The following is a 21,335-nucleotide window of genomic DNA, read 5'->3' as shown; positions in this document are numbered from 1 at the left end:
CGTCGCTCACAAGACGGTCGCAAGGGCCGAATCCACTAACCTGTAACGATGTTCAGTCCTGTCAGCATCCTCGTCGTCACCGCGCTGTCGAGCATTCTCTCGATTCTGGTGCTGATCTCGCTTCTGCCGAACGCGATAGCCGGCGTGCCGCGCTGGATCTGCGCCAATATGCTGGCGCTGTTCTCGATCGTGCTGTTCGCGATGCAGGGCGCGTTGCCGCCGGTGTTCGGCATCCTGCTGGCAAACCAGTTGCTCGCCGCGACCGTCCTCCTGATCTTCGAAGGCTGCAACCAGTTCTTCGATTCCGGGGCGCGGCAGGCGCGCTCGAACGTCGGCTGGTTCGCATGGCTCGCGGTGCTCGCGGGCATCGCGTATTTCACATACAAGGCGCCCGATGTAAACGTGCGGGTGGTGATCGTCTCGGCGTTTCATGCGGCCTGCGATCTCGCCATCATGGCGCGCGTGCTGATCTCCCGGCCGCGCGAGCGTCCGCGCTACAACTACTTCTTTGCAGCGGGCGCGGCGGGGCTCGGCGGTATCGGGCATCTCGTGCGCGGCTTGATCTACGTGGTCGCGCCGCCCTCGCAGACGGCGCTCCTCCAGCCCGGGGCGATGCAGATCGCGTTTCTCGCGCTCGGCATCCTCGTTTTGCCGTCGCTGTCGATCGGTCTCGTAATGATGGCGCACGACCGGCTCGCGCAGCGTCTCGAAAGGCTCGCCCGTTTCGACGACCTGACCGGCACGCTCTCGCGCAAGGCGTTTCTGGAACTCGCCGCCGCCCGGCTCGCGCGCCCGGCGCAGGACGGCACGCGTGAATACGTCGCTGTCGTCGATATCGATCACTTCAAGAGCGTGAACGACCGCTACGGTCACGCCGCAGGCGACGAAGTGTTGCGCCACTTTGCCGGGCTCGTGGCGGCGCGCATCGGCGAGGCGGGGTTCGGCCGGATCGGCGGCGAAGAGTTCTGCCTGATCCGCGCCGCGCGAAATCGCGGGGAGTTCGCGGCGCTCGTCGAAATGCTGCGGCAGACGGTCGAAAGCACGCCCTGCCCGCTGCCGGGGGTGATGCTGCGCTACACGTTCAGCGCGGGGATCGCCTGCCGGGACGGCTCGGAGTCGCTCGCGACGCTGCTCGCGCGCGCAGACGCGCGGCTCTATGCGGCGAAGGTCGGGGGGCGAAACCGGGTCGAATCGGAGGTGGCGAGCGTCGCCGCGTGAAAGCCGGGGCGGGACGCGCACGCGCCGACTCCGGAAGCCTCGTGTCCACGATTCGTTCCGGTACGAACCCGATAACGCTGCTACGATCGGGTCTCGAACAATTCGAGATGACCACGATGATCGGTTCGGACCAGCCGGCTTCAAAGAGTCTTCCATGTCGAGACCTGACGTCGCCCGACGTCACTTCGACGTCTTCGTACTTCACCCATGTCAGGCGAAATAGCAGGCGCTTCTGCATGGCGCTCGGCGCGATTCTTCTGACCGCCTCCAGTGCGCTTCACGCGCAGGAGATTTCGCTGCTCGGGGGCGTGGAGCGCAGCATCGGCGAGCACACGTATTCCTGGGCCGCCTCGTACGAGGAAGGACTCGGCGAATACTTCTCCGCGAGCTTTACCTGGCTCAACGAGGGCCATGTCACCGGCCACCATCGCGATGGCCAGCTGATCCAGGGCTGGGCGCGCCTGCCGCTCGCCAACCGGCGCCTGGTGCTCTCGGCGGGCATTGGACCGTACCGCTATTTCGATACATCGACCGATCAGGACGACGGCAGCTACTCCGATCTGCACGGCTGGGGCGTCGTGTACAGCCTTCGCGCGCAGTACTACTTTGCGAATCGCTGGATTGCGCAACTGCAGTTGAACCGCGTGCAGGTGCAGCACGGGCCGAACACCAGCGCCGCGCTGATCGGCATCGCGTACCAGCTCGACGCGCCGGACGTGCCCGGTCCGCGCGACTGGGCGCCGAGCCGCGCAACGCGCGTGACCGGCAACGAAGTGACGGCCTTTCTCGGCCAGACGGTCGTCAACAGCAACGAATCGCAGACGTCGCTCGCAGCGGCGCTCGAATATCGTCGAGGCCTCGCGAAATACCTCGACTGGACGATCGGCTACCTGCACGAGGGCAACACCGATCTCGTGCGCCGCGACGGCCTCACGACGCAGTTGTGGGCGACTCGCGCCTTCTTCGAGGATCGCCTCACGCTGGGCCTCGGCGCGGGCGTGTATTTCGCGATCAGGCAGCGCTCGAACACCGACGTCACCGGCGACAACGACACCGATGACCGCTTTGCCGGCATCGTCTCGATGTCGGCGTCTTACCGGCTCGGCCAGCACTGGACGACACGCGTCACCTGGAACCGCATCGTCACGCGCTACAACCGCGACGCTGACGTGATTCTCGCGGGCGTCGGGTATCGGTTCTAGGTTCCGCCTCAGGCGGAGTGGTCAGTCGTCGTCGGGGAGGCTTCGTGCCTCGCGCTCGGCGGGCGGCTTTTGCAGCCACTGCCGATGCAGCGATTTCTCGATCACGCGACCGGCGGTCATCAGCACGATCAGGATCGCGGTCGCGGCGAGTGCCACGCTCCAGAGCCCGAGGCCGCACACGATCCCGACCGCCGCCGTCACCCAGATCGACGCCGCCGTGGTGAGTCCGCGCACGCGGTTCTGGTCCGGATTCTGGATGATCACGCCCGCGCCGAGAAAGCCGATGCCGGTGACGATCCCCTGCACGACGCGCGACACGTCGGCGTTCGGGGAAGGCGCGCCCATCGCGAAACCCAGCGCCGACATCGTCGCGAGACACGCGCCGAGCGAGACGAGTCCGAGCGTCTTCATGCCGGTCGGCTTGCCGTGCAGGTCGCGGTCGATGCCGACGATGCAGCCGATCGCCACCGCCACGAGCATGCGGATCACGACTTCCATCAGGACGGGAAAAGGGAGCATGGCGGATTCCGGTTTTGTCGGGGCGCGGTTCGGTCGCTCAGAACAGCAATTGTCCGTCGAGTTTGACCTCGTTCATCACGAAGAAGGTGCGCACCTGCCGGACGTTGGGCAGGCCGAGGATTTTTTCGCTGTGAAAGACGTTGAACGCGGCCAGATCGCGCACGCGCACCTTCAGGAAGTAATCGACGTCGCCCGCGACCAGCACGCATTCGAGCACCTGCGGCAGTTCGCGCGCGGCGCTTTCGAACAGCGCGAAGCTTTCCTGCGTGGAGCGGTCGAGCACCACGCCGACCAGCACCAGCACCGGTCGCTGAACGGCCGCCGGATCGATGCGCGCGTGCACGCCCTGGATCACGCGCAGGTCGAACAGGCGCTTCGTGCGGTTCCAGCACGCGGCCGCGCTCAGCCCGACGAGTTTCGCCAGCTCGGCATTGCTGAGGCGGCCGTCATTCTGGAGGGCGCGGAGGATCTTGCGATCGGTCGGATCGAGCGGAGTGTCCTGATCGGGCATGGGTGAAGATTGTTTTGCTATGAGCGTCTGTTTCAGAATGATAATTCGAAAGGCGCATCAGATTTGAAAATACTACGTCAAACAAGGTTTTTGAACAAAGCACATTCAGCGAGCAAATTTCTAGAATGAAATCTCCTTTCGTCGCCTTCCAACAGGAACCTCATTCATGGCACTCGATCTCGAAAAGCGCTTCGGCCGCGTCACGCTCGGCTTCTTTCCCTCGCCGATCCACAAGCTGGAGCGGCTGTCGAAGGCGCTCGGCGTTTCAGTGTGGGCGAAGCGCGACGATGTCTCGTCGGGGCTTGCGTTCGGCGGCAACAAGATCCGCAAGCTCGAATGGCTCGCCGCCGACGCCGTGAAGCAGGGTGCCGACACGCTCGTCTCGATCGGCAACATCCAGTCGAACCACACGCGGCAGGTCGCGGCCGTCGCCGCGGTGCTCGGCATGCGCTGCCGGCTCGTGCAAGAGGAGTGGACGCACTGGGAGGACCCGGTGTACGACAAGGTCGGCAACATCCTGCTGTCGCGCCTGATGGGCGCCGAAACGCTGCTGGAGGGCGAAGGCTATTCGACCGAAGTGAAAAAAACCTGGGAGCGCGCGCTCGAACAGGTGCGCCGCGACGGCGGCAAGCCGTATGCGATTCCGGCGGGCGCGTCGGATCATCCGCTCGGCGGCCTCGGCTACGCGAATTTCGCCGATGAACTCGAACGCCAGGAAAAGGACATAGGCGTGTTCTTCGACACCGTCATCACCGCGACCTGCACTGGTTCGACGCAGGGCGGCATGGTCGCCGGTTTCAAGGCGCAGGAGCGGCCCCGCCGGCTGATCGGCATCGATACCGCGTGCGACGAGGCGATGACCCGCCGCGCCGTCACGAAGATCGCGCGGCAGACGGCGGAACTGATCGGCATCGACAAGCCGATCGACGACGCCGACGTGATCATCGATCCGCGTTTCGCCGGTCCGGATTATGGTTTGCCGGACGAGCAGACGATCGATGCGATCCGCACGGCCGCGCGACTCGAAGCGATGCTGAATGATCCGGTGTACGAGGGCAAATCGATGGCCGGCCTGATCGCGATGGCGAAGGCGGGTGAGTTCGCCCTCGGCGCAAACGTGCTGTATGTGCATCTGGGGGGCGCGCCTGCGCTCAACGCCTATCACAAGGCATTCGCGTAAGAGGAAGCGCGCATTTTGGCGCGATAACGTGACAGCTTTTCATTGTCAGCGCAGCGATCACGCTGCATGGGACCGGAGTAAGCGTTGAAGCGCTATCTCTGGTCGACACACAGGAGCCGACTTGAGCCTGCCCAAATTCACGATGGTCGACGCCGCGCCGACGCCGGTCGGTCCGTTCTCTCACGCCGCGGAAGCCGACGGCTGGGTGTTCCTGACCGGCCAGATGCCGACCGATCCCGCCGACGACAACGCTCCACTGCCGGAAGGCGTCGCCGCGCAGACGCACCGCGTGATGGACAACCTGATTCTCGTGCTCGGCGGACTCGGTCTCACGCTCGACCACGTGGTCAGCGTGCGCATCTTCCTCACCGAGTTCAAGCGCGACTACGGCGCGATGAACGCCGTCTACAAGTCGTATTTCCTGCCGAAGCCGTTGCCGGCGCGCACCTGCATCGGCGTGACCGGACTCGCGCGGGATGCGCTCGTCGAGATCGACTTCGTCGCAAAGCGGCCGTAAATGCTCAGGCGCGACGCGTCTTGCCTTTCGGCGCGGCCGCGGCATCGACCCACCGAAAGGTGAGGTTGATGCGCTCGCCGCGCGCGGCAGGCTCCTTCGGCACGCGATGCACCCATTCCTGCTGCGTGCGTCCGCGCATCACGAGCAGGCTGCCGTGCGCGAGCGACAGCGTGTGCGTCGTATGCGTGCGCGCGTGGCGGAACTCGAACGTGCGCGTCGTGCCGAGGCTCACCGATGCGATCACCGGCTCCGGTCCGAGTTCGCGCTCCTTGTCGGCATGCCAGCCCATGCTGTCCTGGCCGGTGCGGTAGCGGTTGAGCAGCACGCTGTTGAAGCGCGTCTTCGACGCCTCCTCGGCACGCTCGCGCAATTCCGCGACGGCGGGCGTCCACGGCTGCGGCACGTTGCGAATTCCCGAGTAGACATAGACGGCATCCGGCTCGCCCTGCCATGCGGTCAGGCGTGGCAGCGGCACGCGGCCGCCGGGCGTGGTCATCGTGTCCTGCTGCCAGCGGACTTCGTCGATCAGCGCCGCCATCAGGTCTGACGCGATGTCGGCGGGGAGCCAGTCCGGCAGCCAGTCGATGTCGGGCTTGGGGATGTCGTCGAAGAGGTCGAACATGGTGCGTCACGCGGGAAGGCGGCCGCGCGCTGCGGCCTGAAGTTTCACCATAGCAGAGGCGGGCCACGCAAGGTTTGCGCATCCATTTTTCGGCGCGTCACGACGCGGTTTCGACCACGGGCGGCCGGTCCGCAAGTCGACAGAACTGCGCGGTCTGGCGAATTTACTCGGCCCGAACGCCTGTGCTACAGTCGGCCGGACTTATCTCAAAAACGCGTCGATTCGGGGCGCGCCCATCTTGCAGACCACGGGGAACGACATGGACACGACCGGCGCGGACGATCGCACGGCGCTTGCGCGCCGCGTGCTCGTCGTCGATGACAGCGTCGATGCGGCGGAAGCGTTGTCGATGCTGATCGAAACGCTCGGCCACGAAGTGCGCATGGCATACGACGGCGCGAGCGCGCTCGCCACCGTCGATGGATTCAGGCCGCAAGTGGTCATTCTCGACATCGCGCTGCCGGACATGGACGGCTTCACGCTCGCGCGCGAACTGCGTCAGCGCGACTCGACGCGCGACGCGCTTCTGATCGCGCTGACCGGCTTCGGCGGCGGTGCGGACCGGCAGCGCTCGCTCGATGCCGGCTTCGACCATCACCTCGTCAAGCCGGTTTCCTTCTCCGAACTCGAAACGCTGATCGCGTGATCGGCGGTCGTCATTCCACGCGCAGCCGCGCCATATACGGAAGGTGATCCGAGAGCCACGCGGTGTCCTGCGTCGGCGTGATCCATTCGACCGGCCTCATGCCGCGCACGAACATCTTGTCGAGCGCGAGCGCCGGTGAAAACGCCGGGAACGTCCGCCCCGATTCGCCGAGCAGCGTCGCAACTTCATGCATGCCGAGTTCGCCGAAGAGCGGCACGGAATCGTTGCGCCAGTCGTTGAAGTCGCCCGCGAGCACGAGCGGACCGTCCGGCGCCTCTTTCGCGATCCAGTGCGCGATCCAGTTCATCTGGCGCAGCCGCGCCTGGCGCGTGAGTGCGAGGTGCGCGCAGAGCAGCGTGATCGAGCGGCCGGCGAACGTCGCGCGTGCGACGAGCAGGCCGCGCCGCTCGAAGCGATGCGCCGAGATGTCCCAGCGGCCTGAGAGATCCAGCGGATGCGGGGAAAGGATCGCATTGCCGTGTCGCCAAGACGGCTTGAACACGTTCGGCCCGAGCGCGATCTGAAGCTCGAGCGCCTGCGCGATTTCGGTTGCCTGGCAATGCCAGATGTCGTCGGGCGGGCCGGCGAGCGGATTGCCGAAGCCCGTGGCGAGCATCGGCTGGGGCATGCGCCGCGCCATCGCTTCCTGGAGGAAATAGGCGTCGGCGTTGGTGGACTGAACCCAGCGCTGCATGGCGCTCCAGGCCTGCAGCCCGAGCGGCGAGCGGCCCTTGTGCAGATTCCAGCTCACCGCGATGAAATCGGGCGTTTCATGCGCTGAAGGAAGGCTCGGCGGGAAATGGTCGGGGTTTCGCATGCGTTTGGTGTTGTCGTGCGGCTCGGATCGGTTCGATCAGGCCGTCATTGGGCCGCCGCAGTGGTGTTGAGGCTGGCACGTACGCGATAAGCGAGCGACGGGTCTTTGTCGATGATCTGCCAGCTCGACCATTCACCGGGCTTGAGGATGAGTCCCGGATGCGACGCGTTCACGACGCGCGGCTGCGGCGGCAGCTTGCAGCCCTGCGTGGTCGCGCGCGACGCGTCGTCCTGGAGCGTTTCCTGGGCATCGATCGAAAGGGTGATGTCGTCGGCGCTCGCGTGGATCGGCGAGACCGTGAGGGTGCGTTGCAGGTCGATGTCGCCGGCGGGTTTGTCGGCACAGCCCACGCTGTTCTTCACCACGTTGTGATGCGTGTCGGTGCGCGCCTGGCCGACGTTGGTGGTCGCTGAGAAAGAGTCAATCTGCTCGCCGTCGCGCATTACCTGCAATTCCCATTTCACCGGCTGCGAGGTGCTCTGCGCGTGGGCGGTAAGCGCCGCGGCGAGCGACGCGCCGGCGAGCAGCAGAATCGGCAGACGGATGGCGCGCGGGTTCAGCATCGGAAGTCTTCTCCAGGAAAGCGAGCGTTCGCGCGGCTTTCGCCAGCGCGGCCCGTTGGTCGGGAACGTATTTGTGACACCGCGACGGTCGGCGGGTTCAGCCGGACGCCTGTTGCGTGTCCTCCCGTAATTTGGTCCGGATGCCCGCAATGCAATCGCCGAGGGCGCTTCGCTTGCGGGAGCACGATCCGAACCCGATGGCTGGCGGTTCGATCCGGGTCAGAACGTGTCGATGATACTAGCGCTTGGCGGGAAGTGTTTTCTCCATACTTTATGACGTGATCAGGGATATTTATCGCGTCAGAGTTGATCAGGGCTGGCCGGCCACGCAAGCACCCATTTTCTGCCCGGGGCGCTGTAACGATATCCTCAGGGCCGGGCAGGTCCCCCCACAATTAGCAGCAAACCCCTCCGACTGCTCGCTTGCGCCGCCTTTTGTCGTCGATACACTGGCCTTATCGACTACAGAAAACGACGGGGTGTGACATGACGACAGCCGTGGTCAAACAGGAACTCGCGGTCGCATCGTTCAGCAAGGTCTACAGTCTGGACGACGTCGAGACCGCACTCAACGATCTCTCCGACGGCGCCAGCGAAGCGCTGCGCGCCACCTATGAAAAGATGCTCAAGGTCGGCAACCTGCGCTTTTGCGTGAAGCCGAACCGCATGCCGTCGATCGACGATCTGGTCGCCAGCCTGCCGAACTTCGAGGAACCACTCGCCGACATTCGCAAGCAGATCGCGCTCTGCCTCGAAACCGACGATCGCCTCGAACTCATGCCGATGCTGCTGCTCGGCGAACCCGGCATCGGCAAGACGCACTTCGCGAAACAACTCGCGCGCCTGCTCGGCACGACCTGCCACTACGTCGCGATGAGTTCGCTCACGGCGGGCTGGATCCTGTCGGGCGCGTCGTCGCAATGGCGCAACGCCAAGCCGGGCAAGGTCTTCGACGCGCTCGTCAACGGCAGCTACGCAAACCCCGTCATCACCGTCGACGAAATCGACAAGGCCACCGGCGACGCCCAATACGATCCGCTCGGTGCGCTCTACGCGCTGCTCGAACACGATACGGCGCAATGCTTCATCGACGAATTCGCCGAAGTGCCGATCAACGCGGGCAACGTCGTCTGGATCGCGACCGCGAACGACGCCCGCGCGATCCCCGAGCCGCTTTTGAACCGCATGAACGTCTACGAGATTCCGCCGCCCGACCGCGACGGCGCGCGGCGCATCGCGCAGGCGATCTACGACGAGATTCGCAATGCGCACGCTTGGGGGCGGTGCTTCCCGGAAACGCTCGGCGACGCCCCGCTCGACGCGCTCACGAAGGCGTCCCCGCGAGCGATGCGCCGGGCGATGTTGAACGCGTTCGGCAACGCGCGCATCGGCGGGCGGCATCATGTCGAAGCTGGCGACATCCAGATCGACACGCACTCACGTAAGAAAGCGATCGGATTCTGAAAGGGCGTGATTTTTAAAACTTGCCAAAAAGGCCATCTAAACCCGGATCTTTTGGCACCAATCCCGTTATTTCTTGCCTTTTCGTGAATCATTTCATAACGCGGTGTAATTCACGTTCCGTTGTTGTGCAACACGCAATAGTCCAGAAAGTAGAATGGATTGATTGAACCTGCGACGGAAAAGACATGGACCAGATCGAATGTGTAGTCATCGGTGCGGGCGCCGTCGGGCTCGCCATCGCCCGGGCGCTCGCAGCGCGCGGGCGCGAAGTCGTCGTACTGGAAGGAGAGGAAGGCATCGGGATCGGCACGAGCTCGCGCAACAGCGAAGTGATCCACGCTGGCATCTACTACCCGCGCGGTTCGCTCAAGGCGGAACTCTGCGTGCGCGGCCGCGCAATGCTCTATGAATTCTGCGAGTCGCACGGCGTGCCGCATCAGCGCTGCGGGAAGCTGCTGGTGGCCACCGCGCGCAATCAACTGCCGCAGCTCGCAGCGATCGAGCAAAAGGGCATCGAAAATCACGTCACGGGGCTGGAGCGTCTCTCCGGCGCCGAGGCGGCGGCGATGGAGCCGCAGCTCCAGTGCGTCGCGGCGGTGTATTCGCCGCAGACCGGCATCGTCGACAGCCATCAGTACATGCTCGCGCTGCAAGGCGACGCGGAGCGCGACGGCGCGAACATCGCGTTTCGCACGCCCGTCACCGCGATCGACGCGCGCGAGGGCTGCTTCATCATCGATACCGGCGGCGAGTCGCCCGCGCGGCTGCGCGCGGCGCAGCTCATCAACAGCGCGGGCCTGCACGCGAACGACATCGCCCGGAAAATCCACGGTCTCGACGACCGCCACGTCCCGCCGCTCTACTTCGCGAAGGGCAACTATTTCAGCGTGAGCGGGCGCGCGCCGTTCGACCGCCTGATCTATCCGATGCCCAACGAAGCGGGCCTGGGCGTGCATCTGACCATCGATCTCGGCGGCCAGGCGAAGTTCGGGCCGGACGTCGAATGGGTGCAGTCGATCAGTTACGACGTCGATCCGCAACGCGCGAACGCGTTCTATGCGGCGATCCGCGCGTACTGGCCGGGCCTGCCCGACGGCGCGCTGCAGCCGGCCTACGCGGGCATCCGGCCGAAGCTCTCGGGGCCGGGCCAGAGCGCCGCCGACTTCATGATTCAGGGGAAATCCGCACATGGCGTGCGCGGGCTCGTGAATCTGTTCGGCATCGAGTCGCCGGGGCTGACGGCGTCGCTCGCGATCGCCGAACGGGTCGCCGACATGCTCCCGCCGCCCTGATCCTGCATTCCCTTATCTATAACATTTGGGCTGTCTGTTGCCGCTTCGCGTTGTTATGCTCGGACGTCGCCGTCGTCAGAACGGCACGTCCCCCCAATACAAGGAGCGAGCATCATGAAGACATCCCGTCGAACGTTTCTGATTTCGAGTATCGGTGTGGCCTCGACGCTGGCGCTTGGCCCCGCCGCCTTCGCCGCCGACGCCGCCAAGGTCGAGGAAAGCGATCCGACCGCTCAGGCGCTCGGCTACAAGCACGACGCGAGCAAGGTCGACAAGGCCAAGTACACGAAATTTGTTCCCGGGCAGGATTGCGGCAACTGTTCCTTCTACCAGGGCAAGGCGACCGACGCTTGGGCGCCGTGCCCGATGTTCGCCAACAAGCAGGTGGCATCGAAGGGATGGTGCAGCGCGTACAACAAGAAGGCCTGATTTAGCGAGTTGGCCGTTGCAGACCTGAGAGCACTAGAGAAGCAAAAAAAGAAAAGAATGAAAGCGCGCCGGCCTTGCGGTCGAGCGCGCTTTTTTCGTCGCTTGATAACGTTGCGCGCCCTATTTACACTCGCCAAGGCACAAAACCGTCAGGCGCCGAATTCGCGCCCGGTGGACAATACAACCGAGGCAGTGCGCCCGACGGGCGGGGAGAATTCATGGGAACGGTGAATCGCAAGGCAGTCCGGCCACCCAATGTCCGCGCCGTCGCGGCCGCTGTCATCGGCAATGCGCTCGAGTGGTACGACTTCACGGTGTTCGGTTTCATGACCGTCGTGATCGCGCAACTGTTCTTCCCGAGCCACAGCGACTATTCGTCGATTCTCCTGACCACCGCGACCTTCGGCGTCGCCTTCGTTATGCGTCCGGTGGGCGGCATCGTCCTCGGACTCTACGCTGATCGCGCCGGCCGCAAGGCGGCGCTTACGCTCGTCATCGCGCTGATGACGCTCGGCATCCTGCTGCTCGCGATTGCGCCGCCCTATTCGGCGATCGGCGTCGGCGGGCCGCTCATCATCGTGTGTGCGCGGCTTCTGCAGGGTTTCTCGGCGGGCGGCGAGTTCGGCAGTTCGACCGCACTTCTGATCGAAGCCGCGCCGTTCTCGAAGCGCGGCTTCTACGGCAGCTTCCAGATGGCGAGCCAGGCGGCGGCGTTGTTGCTCGGCGCGGTCGTCGGTGCCGCGATCTCGCGCGGCATGTCGCCAGAAGCGCTCAATTCGTGGGGATGGCGCGTGCCGTTCGTTCTCGGCCTCGTCATCGGGCCGGTCGGCTTCTACATCCGCCGCAACATGACGGACACGGAAGCGTTCCTCCACGCGAAGAAGACGGCCCGGCGCGCGACGCTCGGCGAAGTCTTTCGCGGACACACCCGCGAAGTGCTGTGCGGACTCGGCTCGGTGATCGCGCTGACGGTCACGGTCTATGTGTTCATCGGCTATCTTCCGACCTTCGCCGTCAAGCAACTGAAGCTGCCGTTCGGGCAGTCGTTCACGGCGCTGATCGTCGGCAACCTGCTTTTGACCGTGCTCTCGCCGATCGCGGGCGCGTGGTCCGACCGCATCGGCAGGAAGGGGCTGTCGCTGTGGTCCCTGTTCGTCAGCCTTGTGATCATCTATCCGCTTTTCGCGTGGCTCGCCGCCGAGCCGAGCGTGCTGCGGCTCGTGATCGTACAGGCGGTCCTGTCGATTACGCTGTCCGGCTACTACGGGCCGTTCGGCGCGCTGATCGCGGAGCTTTTCCCCACGCACATTCGCTCGACCGGCCTCTCGCTCGCGTACAACGTCGCGGTGATGATCTTCGGCGGCTTCGGACAGTTCATCGTGACGTGGCTCATCAACACGACAGAATCGCAGCTCGCGCCGACGTTCTACGTGATGGCGGGCATCGCACTGTCACTGATCGCGGTGGCCTGCATTCCTGCGACGCGTCATGTCGACGTCGACGAGGCGCGCGAACTTACCCGATGAATTGACAGCCATGAAAGTAATCGAAAGCGAACGATTTACCGCCGGGCGCGCCTGGGGCGCACTCGATGTCTGCACGATGAACGGCATTACGTGCCGCCTTCACTGGACGAACAAGCCGTACAAGTGGCACGTCAACGACGGCGAGGAAGTCTTCGCCGTGATGCACGGCGAAGTGAAGATGCACGTGCGCCGCGAGGGACGCGAAGACACGCTGACGCTCAAGGCCGGCGACATCTTCCACGCGCAGGCGGGCGACGAGCACTTCGCCGAGCCGGTCGGTGAAGCGCGCATCCTGGTGATCGAAAAAGAGGGCAGCGTCTGAGCGACGCTGCGCCTTTCAGCGCGTCAGTCCGGCTGCGACCAGCAGTTCGGCGAGCGCTTCCGGCATGCCGCCTTCATGCGTGGCGGCGCGTTCCTGCAACTGCCTGACGAGCGTGGCGTCGAGCTTGCAGGCGAACGGCACGAGGCCCTTTTCCTGATCGATGCGGCGCTGCTCGCGGCGATCCAGCTTCGGCTGCGCGCCAGCGACGCCGAATTTCGCGGCGCTGCTGTGCTTCAGGTCGTTGGCGAGCTTGAGCGCCTTGTTCTTTTCGAGGTCGAATTTCTTCACGCGAAGCTCCGGGCAATAGGTTGAACGTCTGGGAGGACGCGTATTGTACGTAAGGTTGCGCCGCGCTCATCATCGCGACTCATTCGCAACTCACGCGCGGCTCGTGTCCGCAAGCGACGCGACGCGCTCGCACATCCGCTTCCAGTGCGAGCCTTCCCAGAATACGCGCCGGCAAACGTCGCACGTGACGAAGCGCGTGTGCCGCTCGCGCACGCCTTCCGGCACGCGGCCAACGAGATCGTGGGAATGCGCCGGCCGCAGCGGTGCGTTGCACATCAGGCACAGCCGGAACGCGCGCACATGCGGCAGCAAGTCGAGCCGTTCGGCGATTTCGCGCCACTGTGCGTCGGCCTGCAGCGCGCGCACGTAGCAGCCGTGCACGACCGAGCGGCGCTTGAGCAACTCGCGGTCGCGCGTCAGGACGACGCGCTCTTCGTCGAGCGCCAGACGCTCGATTTCGTCGTCGGGGAAGTTGTTGTCATAGCGCGTGTCGAAACCGGCGAGCCGCAACAGTTGTGCGAGCGCACCCAGATGCGCATCCGCGACGAAACGAATGCGCGCGGGATCGAGCGGCGGCCGCAACAGCAGCGAGCCCGCGCGCATATCGTTGGGCACGGCGCGCTTCGGATAGACCTCGATCAGGTCGCCTTGCGCGATGGGCGCGTCGAAACCGGCCGGCCGGCCGTTCTGCACGATCAGCTCGACTTCCGTATGCGGCACGCCGAGCGCCTCGATCATGTGCTTTGTCGACGAAGCCTTTGCGCACGCGCAGTCGAACGCGCGCTCGCGCTGCGGCCGCGCGAGGAATTCGTTCAGATCGCGGTGGAAACGAAAGCGTGCATGAACCATGCGACGAGTATCGCATCGCTCGGCGCTGCATGCTTCGAATCGATGTGCTCTACTGGCGCTCCAGCTTTCTTCAACGGTTTGTGCAAGAAAAGAAAGGAGCACGACATGGACATCGGTTTCATCGGACTCGGCGAAATGGGCGGCGCGATCGCGGGCAACGCGCTGAAGGCGGGCCACACGGTGCGCGTCTGGAATCGCTCGCGCGATCGCACGAAGGCGCTGGCGGACCAGGGCGCAACCGTGGTCGATACGCCTGAGCAGGCCTTCGCCGGCGACGCCGCGTTTTCCATGCTCGCCGACGATTCCGCGCTGCGCTCGGTGCTGATCGATGGTGGCTTGCTCAAGCACGCGCCGAAAGGGCTCGTCCACGTGAACATGGCGACGATCTCGGCCGCGCTCGCGGGCGAACTGGCCGAACTTCACGCGCAGCATGGCGTCGCGTATGTGGCGGCGCCGGTGCTCGGCCGGCCGGACGTCGCGGCGGCGGGCAAGCTCAACATCCTCGCCGCGGGCGCCGACGACGCGATAGAGCGCGTCCAGCCCATCTTCGATGCGATCGGCCAGAAGACCTGGCGTGTCGGCCGGGAGCCGCAGCACGCGAACGTGCTCAAGCTGGCGGCCAATTTCATGCTGGCCTCGGCGATCGAAACCTTCGGCGAGGCGGCGGCGCTGGTGTCGGGGCACGGCATCGAGACGCAGTCGTTCCTCGACATCATCACGAACACGCTCTTTCCCGGACCGGTCTATCAGGGCTACGGGAAGATGATCGCGGAGCGCCGTTACGAACCGGCGCTCTTCAAGGCGCGGCTCGGGCTGAAAGACGTGCGGCTCGCGCTCGCGGCGGCGGAAGCCGTTGACACGCCGCTGCCGATCGGCAGCCTCCTGCGCGACAGCCTGATCGATGCCATCGCGCACGGCGGCGGCGACAAGGATTTCGCCGTGCTCGGCGAAGTGGCAGTACGGCGCGCCGGACGCTGAATTGTCAACTAACGTGAATCGGCGCGGCATTTCATAGTCGGCGGCGCGTACAACCGGCATAATCCGGTCCTATCTCAATATTTGTGCGCGCCGCGATGAACCTGCATACCTGGTGGCTTTTTGTTGCCACCGTCTTCGTGATCGCGGCGATTCCCGGGCCGAACATGCTGCTCGTGATGACGCACGGCGCGCGCCACGGCTTGCGGCGATCCAGCGCGACGATGGCCGGCTGTCTGACGGCGCTGGTGCTGATGCTGTCGGTGTCGGCGGCCGGGCTCGGGGTGTTTCTCGAAGCGTGGCCCGCGATGTTCGACACGCTGCGCTTCGTCGGTGCGGCTTATCTGGTGTGGCTCGGCGTGAAAAGCTGGCGCGCGAAGGTCCAGGAGGCAGAGATGCCTGTCGTCGATCCCGCCGCCCGGTCGCCGCGCGCGCTTTTTCGCAACGGCTTTCTCGTCGCGAGCAGCAATCCGAAGTCGATCCTGTTCGCGGCCGCGCTGCTGCCGCAGTTCATCGATGCCAGCCGTCCTACGCTGCCGCAGTTCGGCATGCTCGTCTCGACGTTCGCGGTGATCGAAGTGAGCTGGTATTTGCTTTACGCCGGGCTGGGCACGCGCATCGGCGCGACGCTCAAGAATCGCAACGTTGCGAAGGCATTCAATCGTCTGACGGGCGGTGTCTTCGCCGGTTTCGGCGCGATGATGGCGCTCGTGCGGCACTGACGCGCGTGAGCGGAGGTGTGGCAACAAAGATGTGATGATTTGCCCCGACGGCGCGTAAATCACGCGGGCGTCGTGCCTATCGTGCGTGGTTCGCGCCTTGCTACTGGCATGATGTGTTTCATTCGCTTGCGAACATACGCGGTTCCGGCCCGAGCGCAAAGTGGCCGTCGGTGAAGTCTTGCGTCGAGCGCAGAAGAACAGCAAGAAAAGGGAGGCGCCCCATGTTTCCATCCACGCGAACGATCGCCCGGTTGGCGGTTGCGTCGGCCGTCGGTGCGTCGATCGCGCCGGCCACAGCGCTCGCCGACGACACGCCGAGTCCCTGCGACGCTCTCAAGCGCATCGTTGCGGCGGCGCCCGGATTTTCGGCGCTTGCGCCCGAGGACGGCAGGGCAGCCGCGCTTCCCTACGGCGACGATGCCGCGTGCTCCGCGACACACGGCAGCTATCAATGCACGTGGACGTCGCGCGGCGGTTCGAGCGCAGAAGCGCTGCAGGGCGTCGCGGCTGACATTGCGTCATGCCTGCCGGATGCCACTCACGATCAGAATTCTCCATCCCGCCAGCACTTCTATCTGGGCGCGCGCGGTCAGCGCACGCAGATCGTCGTGGCTACGGCGGGCGCCAACAAGCTCAAGCTCGTCGTTTCGGGCAACAAGTGAGACTGCCGTGACCAAACGCATCCTGATTGCCGACGATGACGACGACGCGCTCGTCGGACTTTCGAATTTGCTCAACGGAATGGGCCATGAGGTCGCGCTCGCGGCGAACGGCGCGCAGGCTGTCGAGGTCGCGCAGCAGTTCGAACCGGAAGTCGTGATCCTGGATCTCGGCATGCCGCTCATGGATGGCCTCGCGGCCGCGCGGGCGCTTCGAAGTCTGCCGAACGGCCGCGCGTTGCTGATCGTCGCACTGACCGGCTGGGGCCAGCCGCAGCATCACGAGATGACACAGCTCGCAGGATTCGACGTGCATCTCGTCAAGCCTGTGTCGGCGGATCAGCTCGGCTTCATTCTGTCGATGACACAGTCCTAGTGACATCAGCGTAGACCGTTGTAAGAGCGAGACAGATCGACGCACCGCGCTGCGGGATGTTGCGGCGCACCAATTGTTTTGGTAGAGTCGTTCTTGTCTCCTCCATGTCTCCACTGATATGGATTCAGCCCGCTCCGCAACGAGCGGGCTTTTTTTCGTCTGTCCGTTTTGTGCCCTCCGTTCGGACGAGAAGAAAAAAGGCCGGTCCGCCAAACTGGCGAAACCGGCCTTCAGTTCGAGTGTTTTTGTCTACTACCGCTTCAATCCCGCTTCTTCGTCCGCTCCGATGTGCAGGTTCATGCACTGGATCGCCGCGCCCGATGCGCCCTTGCCCAGATTGTCGAGCCGCGCGACGGTCACGAAGCGCTCGTCATTGCCGAACACGAAGATGTCCACGCGATTCGTGTCGTTGCAGGCCTGCACGTCGAAGAAACCGTCGTCGAGATTGCTTTCCGCGTTGAACGGCAACACGCGCACGAACGGCTCGTTCGCGTAGTACTCGGCCAGCATCGACTGCACGTCCTGCGGTTTGGCGGCGCGCGCAAGCTGGTTCGGCGAGAAATACGTCGTGACGGCGAGACCCTTCAGGAAGTTGCCGACGATCGGCGTGAAGACCGGCGCACGCTTGAGTCCCGAACGCACCGCCATTTCCGGAAGATGCTTGTGCGTGAGTCCGAGCGCATACGGACGCGGGCTCGTGAGCTTCGCGTTGCCGCCGGCTTCGTAGTCCGCGATCATTTTTTTGCCACCGCCGCTGTAGCCCGTGATCGAGTACGCGTGCGCGTCGAAATCGGCGGGAATGAGCCCGCCTGCGACGAGCGGCTGCACCGACAGCACGAACGCCGACGCGTGGCACCCCGGCACCGCGATGCGATGGGCCGTGCGCAGCCGTTCGCGCTGGGCGCGGGTCAGTTCCGGCAGGCCGTAGGCCCAGTCGTCCTGCGTGCGAAAAGCCGTGCTCGCGTCGATCACACAGGTGTTGTCGTTGTCGACGAGCGACACTGACTCGCGCGATGCCACGTCGGGCAGGCACAGAAACGTCACATCCGAAGCGTTGATCAGGCGCCGGCGCTCCTCGATGTCCTTGCGCTTCGCCTCGTCGATGCGCAACACCTCGATGTCACGGCGCTCCGACAGGTATTCGAAAATCTTCAGGCCGGTAGTGCCTTCCTGTCCGTCGACAAATACTTTCGTGGTCATCTCGATCTCGCTGGTTCAGCCCGTGCGCGCGGCGCGCGCGGGGAGCAAAAGCGTCATTTTAATGCGCTTCGAAGACAGCGTGATGGCACGCGGGCCGGATTGGCCGATCGGACGATGCAATCACTACTTTCCGGCCCAGCGCGCGGTCACGGCCGCGACGCGCGCGCCGAACGTCTTCGCGGTTTCGAGATCGCCCGGCGGCGGCGCTTCTTCCGGCGATGCATCCGCGGGCGACTGCGCCAGCAGCCCCGTAAAGCCGCCGACGAAATTGAGGTCGTTGCGTGTCGCCGCCTTGGTGTTCGACGGCATCATGCCCGTGCCCGCCCAGATCATGCCGTGCTGCATCGCGAGGGTGACGAGATAGGTGATCGTGTTGAACTTGTCGCCGTTCATCGTCGCGGAATTGGTGAAGCCGGCCGCGACCTTGTCTTTCCACTTCTGCGCGAACCACGGTTTCGAGCTCGCGTCGGCGAATTTCTTGAAGTCGGCCGACGGTCCGCCCATGTAGGTCGGCGCGCCGAAGATGATGGCGTCGGCGGCGTCGAGTTCGGCCCAGCCGGCGTCGTCGAGATCGCCTACCGGCATCAGTTTCGCCTCGGCGCCCGCGTCCTGCGCGCCGGCGAGAACGGCTTCGGCGACTTTCTTCGTGTGACCGTACCCACTGTGATAAACGATGACGATCTTCGGCATTGTGATGTCCTTGGCCTGCGGTGGGGCGCCCGTTGTCGCGTCACGGGCGCGGCCTGGGCGCTTTCCGGTGACGATGGGCGCCGGGAATGACTCGGCCGGGCCAGTCTAGCAAGAACAAATTGGGGCGCTCGGTTCGCCAGCCAACGGCGGCGCGCGCCCCGTCTTGGTGCGCCTAGCGCCCGTAGGTGAAGACGAGCTGCGCGCTCGCGATCGTCGTCGCGCGGATTTCGTGCTCGAACATCAGCGCCGGGCGGCCCTGGCGCAGGCGCAGGTCGTCGCTGTTGAGCGCGTAGACCGTGATCACGTAGCGATGCGGCTTGCCGGGCGGCGGACAGGGGCCGCCGTAGCCGTCGGTGTCGAAATCGTTGCGGGCCTCGACGGCGCCCATTGTCCGCAGCGCGCCCGACGCGCTCGCGTTTCCGGGCAACTGCGTGACGCTGGCGGGAATCCCGGCGACGGCCCAATGCCACCAGCCGCGGCCGGGCGCGTCCGGATCGACGATCGTCACGGCGAAACTGCGCGTCTCGGCGGGGGCGCCGCGCCACGAGAGTTGTGGCGACCGGTTGCCGCCCTTGCAGTCGGTCTGGTCGAAAAGAAGCGACGGCGACACGGGCTTGCCGGCGATCAGATCGCTGCTTTTGGCGGTGAATGCGGATTCCGCGAGCGCGTGAGGAGACCTGGATGCGATCGCCACCGCGCACAGCAGGACGAAAACGATGGTGGAGCGGCCGGAACTGGGGTCGGCAAGACGCGCGGCGAGGCGTGTCAGGCGCATGGTGCGGATTCTCCTTATTTTTTCGACATCGTAACTGACATCGTTACCAATCGCGTAACGATGTAATTTGTCTCAAACTGCACCATATGTCACTTTCGAGTTTAACATTGCAACAAAGGATTAACCTTTTGTCGGCGTAGATTCGGATGTCATGGTCATCGTAGCTATCCTGTCTGTCAGAGAAAGACTAAAGTAGAGTGTGGATCCCGGATCTGGTATGGATCAGCAAATGAAAAACTTCAGTTCACCGCTTATTCGCGCGGTATCAAGTCAATTGCAACGGCTGGGGAAATAATGAACCAGAGAATAAGGGTTATTATTGCCGACGACCATCCGGTTATTCTGTTTGGCGCTGCACAGGCGCTGGTCCGCTTTCCGGAAATCGAGGTGGTGGGGCAGGCGCGGCAGTCTACGGACCTGATTCAGCTATTACAGAAAACGCCTTGCGACGTTCTGGTGTCCGATCTTGCGATGCCGGGCGGTCAATTCGGCGACGGCATGCCGCTGCTCGGATATATCGGCCGGCAGTTTGGCTCGGTGCGAATCGTCGTCCTGACGATGCTCGAAAATCCGGCACTGCTCAAGCGTTTGCGCGAAGTAGGCGTCAATGCGGTCATTAGCAAGGCCGACGACCTGAGTCATATCGGCCTCGCGATCGTGCAGGTCATGCGCGGACAGGAGTACATCGGACCGTCGGTGCAGGCGGCGCTCGACAGCATGGGGCTGAGCGCGAGCGGGCAGCAGCGCGACGTCGTGCTGTCGAAGCGGGAACTGGAAGTCGTGCGGCTTTTCGTTTCGGGAATGACGATCACCGAAATTGCCGCGCATTTACGTCGCAGTATAAAAACAATCAGTACGCAGAAAAATACGGCAATGCGAAAACTTGGTATCGACCGCGAATCCGAATTGTTTCAATATGCGCAAAGTAATGGCTTATTGAATCTGGCATCGTATGTCGGAGACGGTAATCCGGACACGCCCTCCGAGCCGCGGCCGGAACACCGTTAATTATTTCCCGCGTCACGCACAAAATAAAAAACCGCTGGTATGTGCCAGCGGTTTATTTATTGCAAGCCAGTAACCGGTTTATTGCGGCGCCGAGGTCGCGCCGCCGTGCGCCGCCGACCATTCGGCCGGCGCGTGCAGGAATTTTTCGACTTCGTCGAGCGTCTTCGCTTCGAAATAACCCGCCTCCTTCGCGACGCGCAGCACGTCCCACCAAGTGGCGAGCGCGTGCAGATCGACGTCGATGTCCTTCAGGACCGAGACGCTTTCCTTGAATATGTTGTAGTGAAACAGCACGAAGCAGTGGTTGACTGTCGCACCCGCCGTGCGCAGCGCATTGATGAAGTTGATCTTGCTGCGGCTGTCGGTGGTCAGGTCCTCTACCAGCAGAACTCGCTGCCCTTCGGTCAGAAGGCCTTCGATCTGCGCATTGCGGCCGAAACCCTTCGGCTTTTTGCGGACGTACTGCATCGGCACCATGAGGCGGTCCGAAAGCCATGCGGCGAACGGGATGCCGGCGGTTTCGCCGCCCGCGACCGCGTCGATCTGCTCGTAGCCGACGTCGCGCAGAATGGTCGCTTCGGCCATTTCCATCAGGCCGCGGCGCACGCGCGGATACGAAATCAGCTTGCGGCAGTCGATATAGACCGGGCTCGCCCAGCCGGACGTGAAGATGTACGGTTTTTCCGCGTTGAAGTGCACCGCCTGGACTTCCAGGAGCATTTTTGCGGTGGTGTCGGAGATCGTCTGGCGATCGTTGCCTGTCATGGGCGAATCCTTGGACTTGAGTGGCGCAGAGCGCGGAGGCGGCCCGTGGGCCCGTGGCGCAGCGGGTCAGGCGGACGAGCGGCGGGAGATCCGGCGTGTCCGACGATTGCTGCGCGCGTAGCCCGCGATTTTACCCGACTTCCGTGTCCCGGAGCGAATGCCGGGTCCATCCGTAACACGCCTGAAAGCCAGCCCGGGAA

General features: G+C 64.2%; 26 protein-coding genes. 15 read left to right on the top strand and 11 right to left on the bottom strand.

Annotation, left to right across the window (positions count from 1 at the left end; genetic code table 11):
• Nucleotides 1–48: 48 nt before the first annotated feature.
• Nucleotides 49–1,218: a GGDEF domain-containing protein gene (locus AWB81_RS00175; RefSeq protein WP_062631885.1), complete on the top strand. Its 1,170-nt coding sequence runs from the start codon at nt 49–51 to the stop codon at nt 1,216–1,218.
• Nucleotides 1,219–1,454: 236 nt separating this feature from the next.
• Entirely contained in the window at nt 1,455–2,420 is a 966-nt protein-coding gene (locus tag AWB81_RS00170; RefSeq protein WP_062631884.1) for a hypothetical protein, read from the top strand.
• A 21-nt stretch (nt 2,421–2,441) separates the two neighbouring features.
• Here the strand turns inward: AWB81_RS00170 and AWB81_RS00165 are convergent, their stop codons facing one another.
• Both AWB81_RS00165 and AWB81_RS00160 read right to left on the bottom strand, forming a co-directional pair.
• On the bottom strand, nt 2,442–2,939 hold the full coding sequence (locus AWB81_RS00165) for an MgtC/SapB family protein (protein WP_062631883.1): 498 nt from the start codon (nt 2,937–2,939) through the stop codon (nt 2,442–2,444).
• A gap of 37 nt (nt 2,940–2,976) precedes the next feature.
• A complete protein-coding gene (locus AWB81_RS00160; protein ID WP_062631882.1) occupies nt 2,977–3,450 on the bottom strand; it encodes an Lrp/AsnC family transcriptional regulator in 474 nt (157 codons plus the stop codon).
• A 166-nt stretch (nt 3,451–3,616) separates the two neighbouring features.
• Here AWB81_RS00160 and AWB81_RS00155 point away from each other — a divergent pair, with 166 nt between their 5' ends.
• Nucleotides 3,617–4,630 carry a 1-aminocyclopropane-1-carboxylate deaminase gene (locus AWB81_RS00155; protein ID WP_062631881.1) on the top strand — a complete coding sequence of 338 codons (1,014 nt, stop codon included), beginning with the start codon at nt 3,617–3,619 and terminating at the stop codon, nt 4,628–4,630.
• Nucleotides 4,631–4,772: 142 nt separating this feature from the next.
• Nucleotides 4,773–5,147: a RidA family protein gene (locus AWB81_RS00150; RefSeq protein ID WP_200822468.1), complete on the top strand. Its 375-nt coding sequence runs from the start codon at nt 4,773–4,775 to the stop codon at nt 5,145–5,147.
• Between the two features lie 4 nt (nt 5,148–5,151).
• Here the strand turns inward: AWB81_RS00150 and AWB81_RS00145 are convergent, their stop codons facing one another.
• Nucleotides 5,152–5,769, bottom strand: coding sequence for an alpha-ketoglutarate-dependent dioxygenase AlkB family protein (locus AWB81_RS00145; RefSeq protein WP_062631879.1), 618 nt, complete (start codon nt 5,767–5,769; stop codon nt 5,152–5,154).
• A gap of 259 nt (nt 5,770–6,028) precedes the next feature.
• Between AWB81_RS00145 and AWB81_RS00140 the strand changes: the two genes are divergently transcribed.
• Nucleotides 6,029–6,415 (top strand): response regulator, encoded by a 387-nt coding sequence (locus AWB81_RS00140; RefSeq protein ID WP_062631878.1) that lies wholly within the window; start codon nt 6,029–6,031, stop codon nt 6,413–6,415.
• Nucleotides 6,416–6,425: 10 nt separating this feature from the next.
• Here AWB81_RS00140 and AWB81_RS00135 read toward each other — a convergent pair whose 3' ends face one another.
• Together AWB81_RS00135 and AWB81_RS00130 are read right to left on the bottom strand one after the other, a co-directional pair.
• Complete coding sequence (locus AWB81_RS00135; RefSeq protein WP_062631877.1) at nt 6,426–7,232, bottom strand: endonuclease/exonuclease/phosphatase family protein; 807 nt, start codon at nt 7,230–7,232, stop codon at nt 6,426–6,428.
• 44 nt (nt 7,233–7,276) lie between these two features.
• Nucleotides 7,277–7,795, bottom strand: a complete 519-nt coding sequence (locus AWB81_RS00130; RefSeq protein WP_062631876.1) for a hypothetical protein — start codon at nt 7,793–7,795, stop codon at nt 7,277–7,279.
• A 486-nt stretch (nt 7,796–8,281) separates the two neighbouring features.
• Here AWB81_RS00130 and AWB81_RS00125 point away from each other — a divergent pair, with 486 nt between their 5' ends.
• The 5 genes from AWB81_RS00125 (at nt 8,282) to AWB81_RS00105 (ending at nt 12,828) form a co-directional block, all read left to right on the top strand.
• Nucleotides 8,282–9,259 (top strand): AAA family ATPase, encoded by a 978-nt coding sequence (locus AWB81_RS00125; RefSeq protein ID WP_062631875.1) that lies wholly within the window; start codon nt 8,282–8,284, stop codon nt 9,257–9,259.
• Between the two features lie 185 nt (nt 9,260–9,444).
• Nucleotides 9,445–10,551 (top strand): NAD(P)/FAD-dependent oxidoreductase, encoded by a 1,107-nt coding sequence (locus AWB81_RS00120; RefSeq protein ID WP_062631874.1) that lies wholly within the window; start codon nt 9,445–9,447, stop codon nt 10,549–10,551.
• A 114-nt stretch (nt 10,552–10,665) separates the two neighbouring features.
• Nucleotides 10,666–10,980, top strand: a complete 315-nt coding sequence (locus AWB81_RS00115) for a high-potential iron-sulfur protein (protein ID WP_062631873.1) — start codon at nt 10,666–10,668, stop codon at nt 10,978–10,980.
• Nucleotides 10,981–11,198: 218 nt separating this feature from the next.
• Entirely contained in the window at nt 11,199–12,506 is a 1,308-nt protein-coding gene (locus AWB81_RS00110; RefSeq protein WP_062631872.1) for an MFS transporter, read from the top strand.
• A gap of 10 nt (nt 12,507–12,516) precedes the next feature.
• Nucleotides 12,517–12,828 (top strand): cupin domain-containing protein, encoded by a 312-nt coding sequence (locus tag AWB81_RS00105; RefSeq protein ID WP_062631871.1) that lies wholly within the window; start codon nt 12,517–12,519, stop codon nt 12,826–12,828.
• 15 nt (nt 12,829–12,843) lie between these two features.
• Here the strand turns inward: AWB81_RS00105 and AWB81_RS00100 are convergent, their stop codons facing one another.
• Nucleotides 12,844–13,116 carry a hypothetical protein gene (locus AWB81_RS00100; protein ID WP_062631870.1) on the bottom strand — a complete coding sequence of 91 codons (273 nt, stop codon included), beginning with the start codon at nt 13,114–13,116 and terminating at the stop codon, nt 12,844–12,846.
• A gap of 90 nt (nt 13,117–13,206) precedes the next feature.
• Complete coding sequence (locus tag AWB81_RS00095) at nt 13,207–13,965, bottom strand: Mut7-C RNAse domain-containing protein (protein ID WP_062631869.1); 759 nt, start codon at nt 13,963–13,965, stop codon at nt 13,207–13,209.
• A 105-nt stretch (nt 13,966–14,070) separates the two neighbouring features.
• On the opposite strand from AWB81_RS00095, the gene AWB81_RS00090 reads away from it, so the two are divergent.
• The 4 genes from AWB81_RS00090 (at nt 14,071) to AWB81_RS00075 (ending at nt 16,697) form a co-directional block, all read left to right on the top strand.
• Complete coding sequence (locus tag AWB81_RS00090; protein ID WP_062631868.1) at nt 14,071–14,943, top strand: NAD(P)-dependent oxidoreductase; 873 nt, start codon at nt 14,071–14,073, stop codon at nt 14,941–14,943.
• Nucleotides 14,944–15,038: 95 nt separating this feature from the next.
• The gene (locus tag AWB81_RS00085; protein ID WP_062632071.1) at nt 15,039–15,662 is read left to right on the top strand and encodes a LysE family translocator; all 624 of its coding nucleotides are present in this window, start codon (nt 15,039–15,041) and stop codon (nt 15,660–15,662) included.
• Between the two features lie 221 nt (nt 15,663–15,883).
• Complete coding sequence (locus tag AWB81_RS00080) at nt 15,884–16,324, top strand: hypothetical protein (protein ID WP_062631867.1); 441 nt, start codon at nt 15,884–15,886, stop codon at nt 16,322–16,324.
• Between the two features lie 7 nt (nt 16,325–16,331).
• On the top strand, nt 16,332–16,697 hold the full coding sequence (locus tag AWB81_RS00075; RefSeq protein ID WP_062631866.1) for a response regulator: 366 nt from the start codon (nt 16,332–16,334) through the stop codon (nt 16,695–16,697).
• Nucleotides 16,698–16,949: 252 nt separating this feature from the next.
• Here AWB81_RS00075 and argC read toward each other — a convergent pair whose 3' ends face one another.
• From argC to AWB81_RS00060, 3 genes are all read right to left on the bottom strand, one after another.
• Nucleotides 16,950–17,897, bottom strand: a complete 948-nt coding sequence (argC, locus tag AWB81_RS00070) for an N-acetyl-gamma-glutamyl-phosphate reductase (protein WP_062631865.1) — start codon at nt 17,895–17,897, stop codon at nt 16,950–16,952.
• Nucleotides 17,898–18,020: 123 nt separating this feature from the next.
• Complete coding sequence (locus AWB81_RS00065) at nt 18,021–18,587, bottom strand: flavodoxin family protein (RefSeq protein WP_062631864.1); 567 nt, start codon at nt 18,585–18,587, stop codon at nt 18,021–18,023.
• Between the two features lie 172 nt (nt 18,588–18,759).
• Nucleotides 18,760–19,362 (bottom strand): YbhB/YbcL family Raf kinase inhibitor-like protein, encoded by a 603-nt coding sequence (locus tag AWB81_RS00060; protein WP_062631863.1) that lies wholly within the window; start codon nt 19,360–19,362, stop codon nt 18,760–18,762.
• A 294-nt stretch (nt 19,363–19,656) separates the two neighbouring features.
• On the opposite strand from AWB81_RS00060, the gene AWB81_RS00055 reads away from it, so the two are divergent.
• Nucleotides 19,657–20,370 (top strand): response regulator, encoded by a 714-nt coding sequence (locus AWB81_RS00055; protein ID WP_062631862.1) that lies wholly within the window; start codon nt 19,657–19,659, stop codon nt 20,368–20,370.
• A 78-nt stretch (nt 20,371–20,448) separates the two neighbouring features.
• Here the strand turns inward: AWB81_RS00055 and AWB81_RS00050 are convergent, their stop codons facing one another.
• Nucleotides 20,449–21,135: an orotate phosphoribosyltransferase gene (locus AWB81_RS00050; RefSeq protein WP_062631861.1), complete on the bottom strand. Its 687-nt coding sequence runs from the start codon at nt 21,133–21,135 to the stop codon at nt 20,449–20,451.
• Nucleotides 21,136–21,335 lie beyond the last annotated feature (200 nt).

Source organism: Caballeronia arationis, from assembly GCF_001544975.2.
GTDB classification, from domain to species: Bacteria; Pseudomonadota; Gammaproteobacteria; order Burkholderiales; family Burkholderiaceae; genus Caballeronia; species Caballeronia arationis.
The sequence above is the reverse complement of the archived record's forward strand: the minus strand, read 5'-3'. Positions and strand labels throughout refer to the sequence as shown.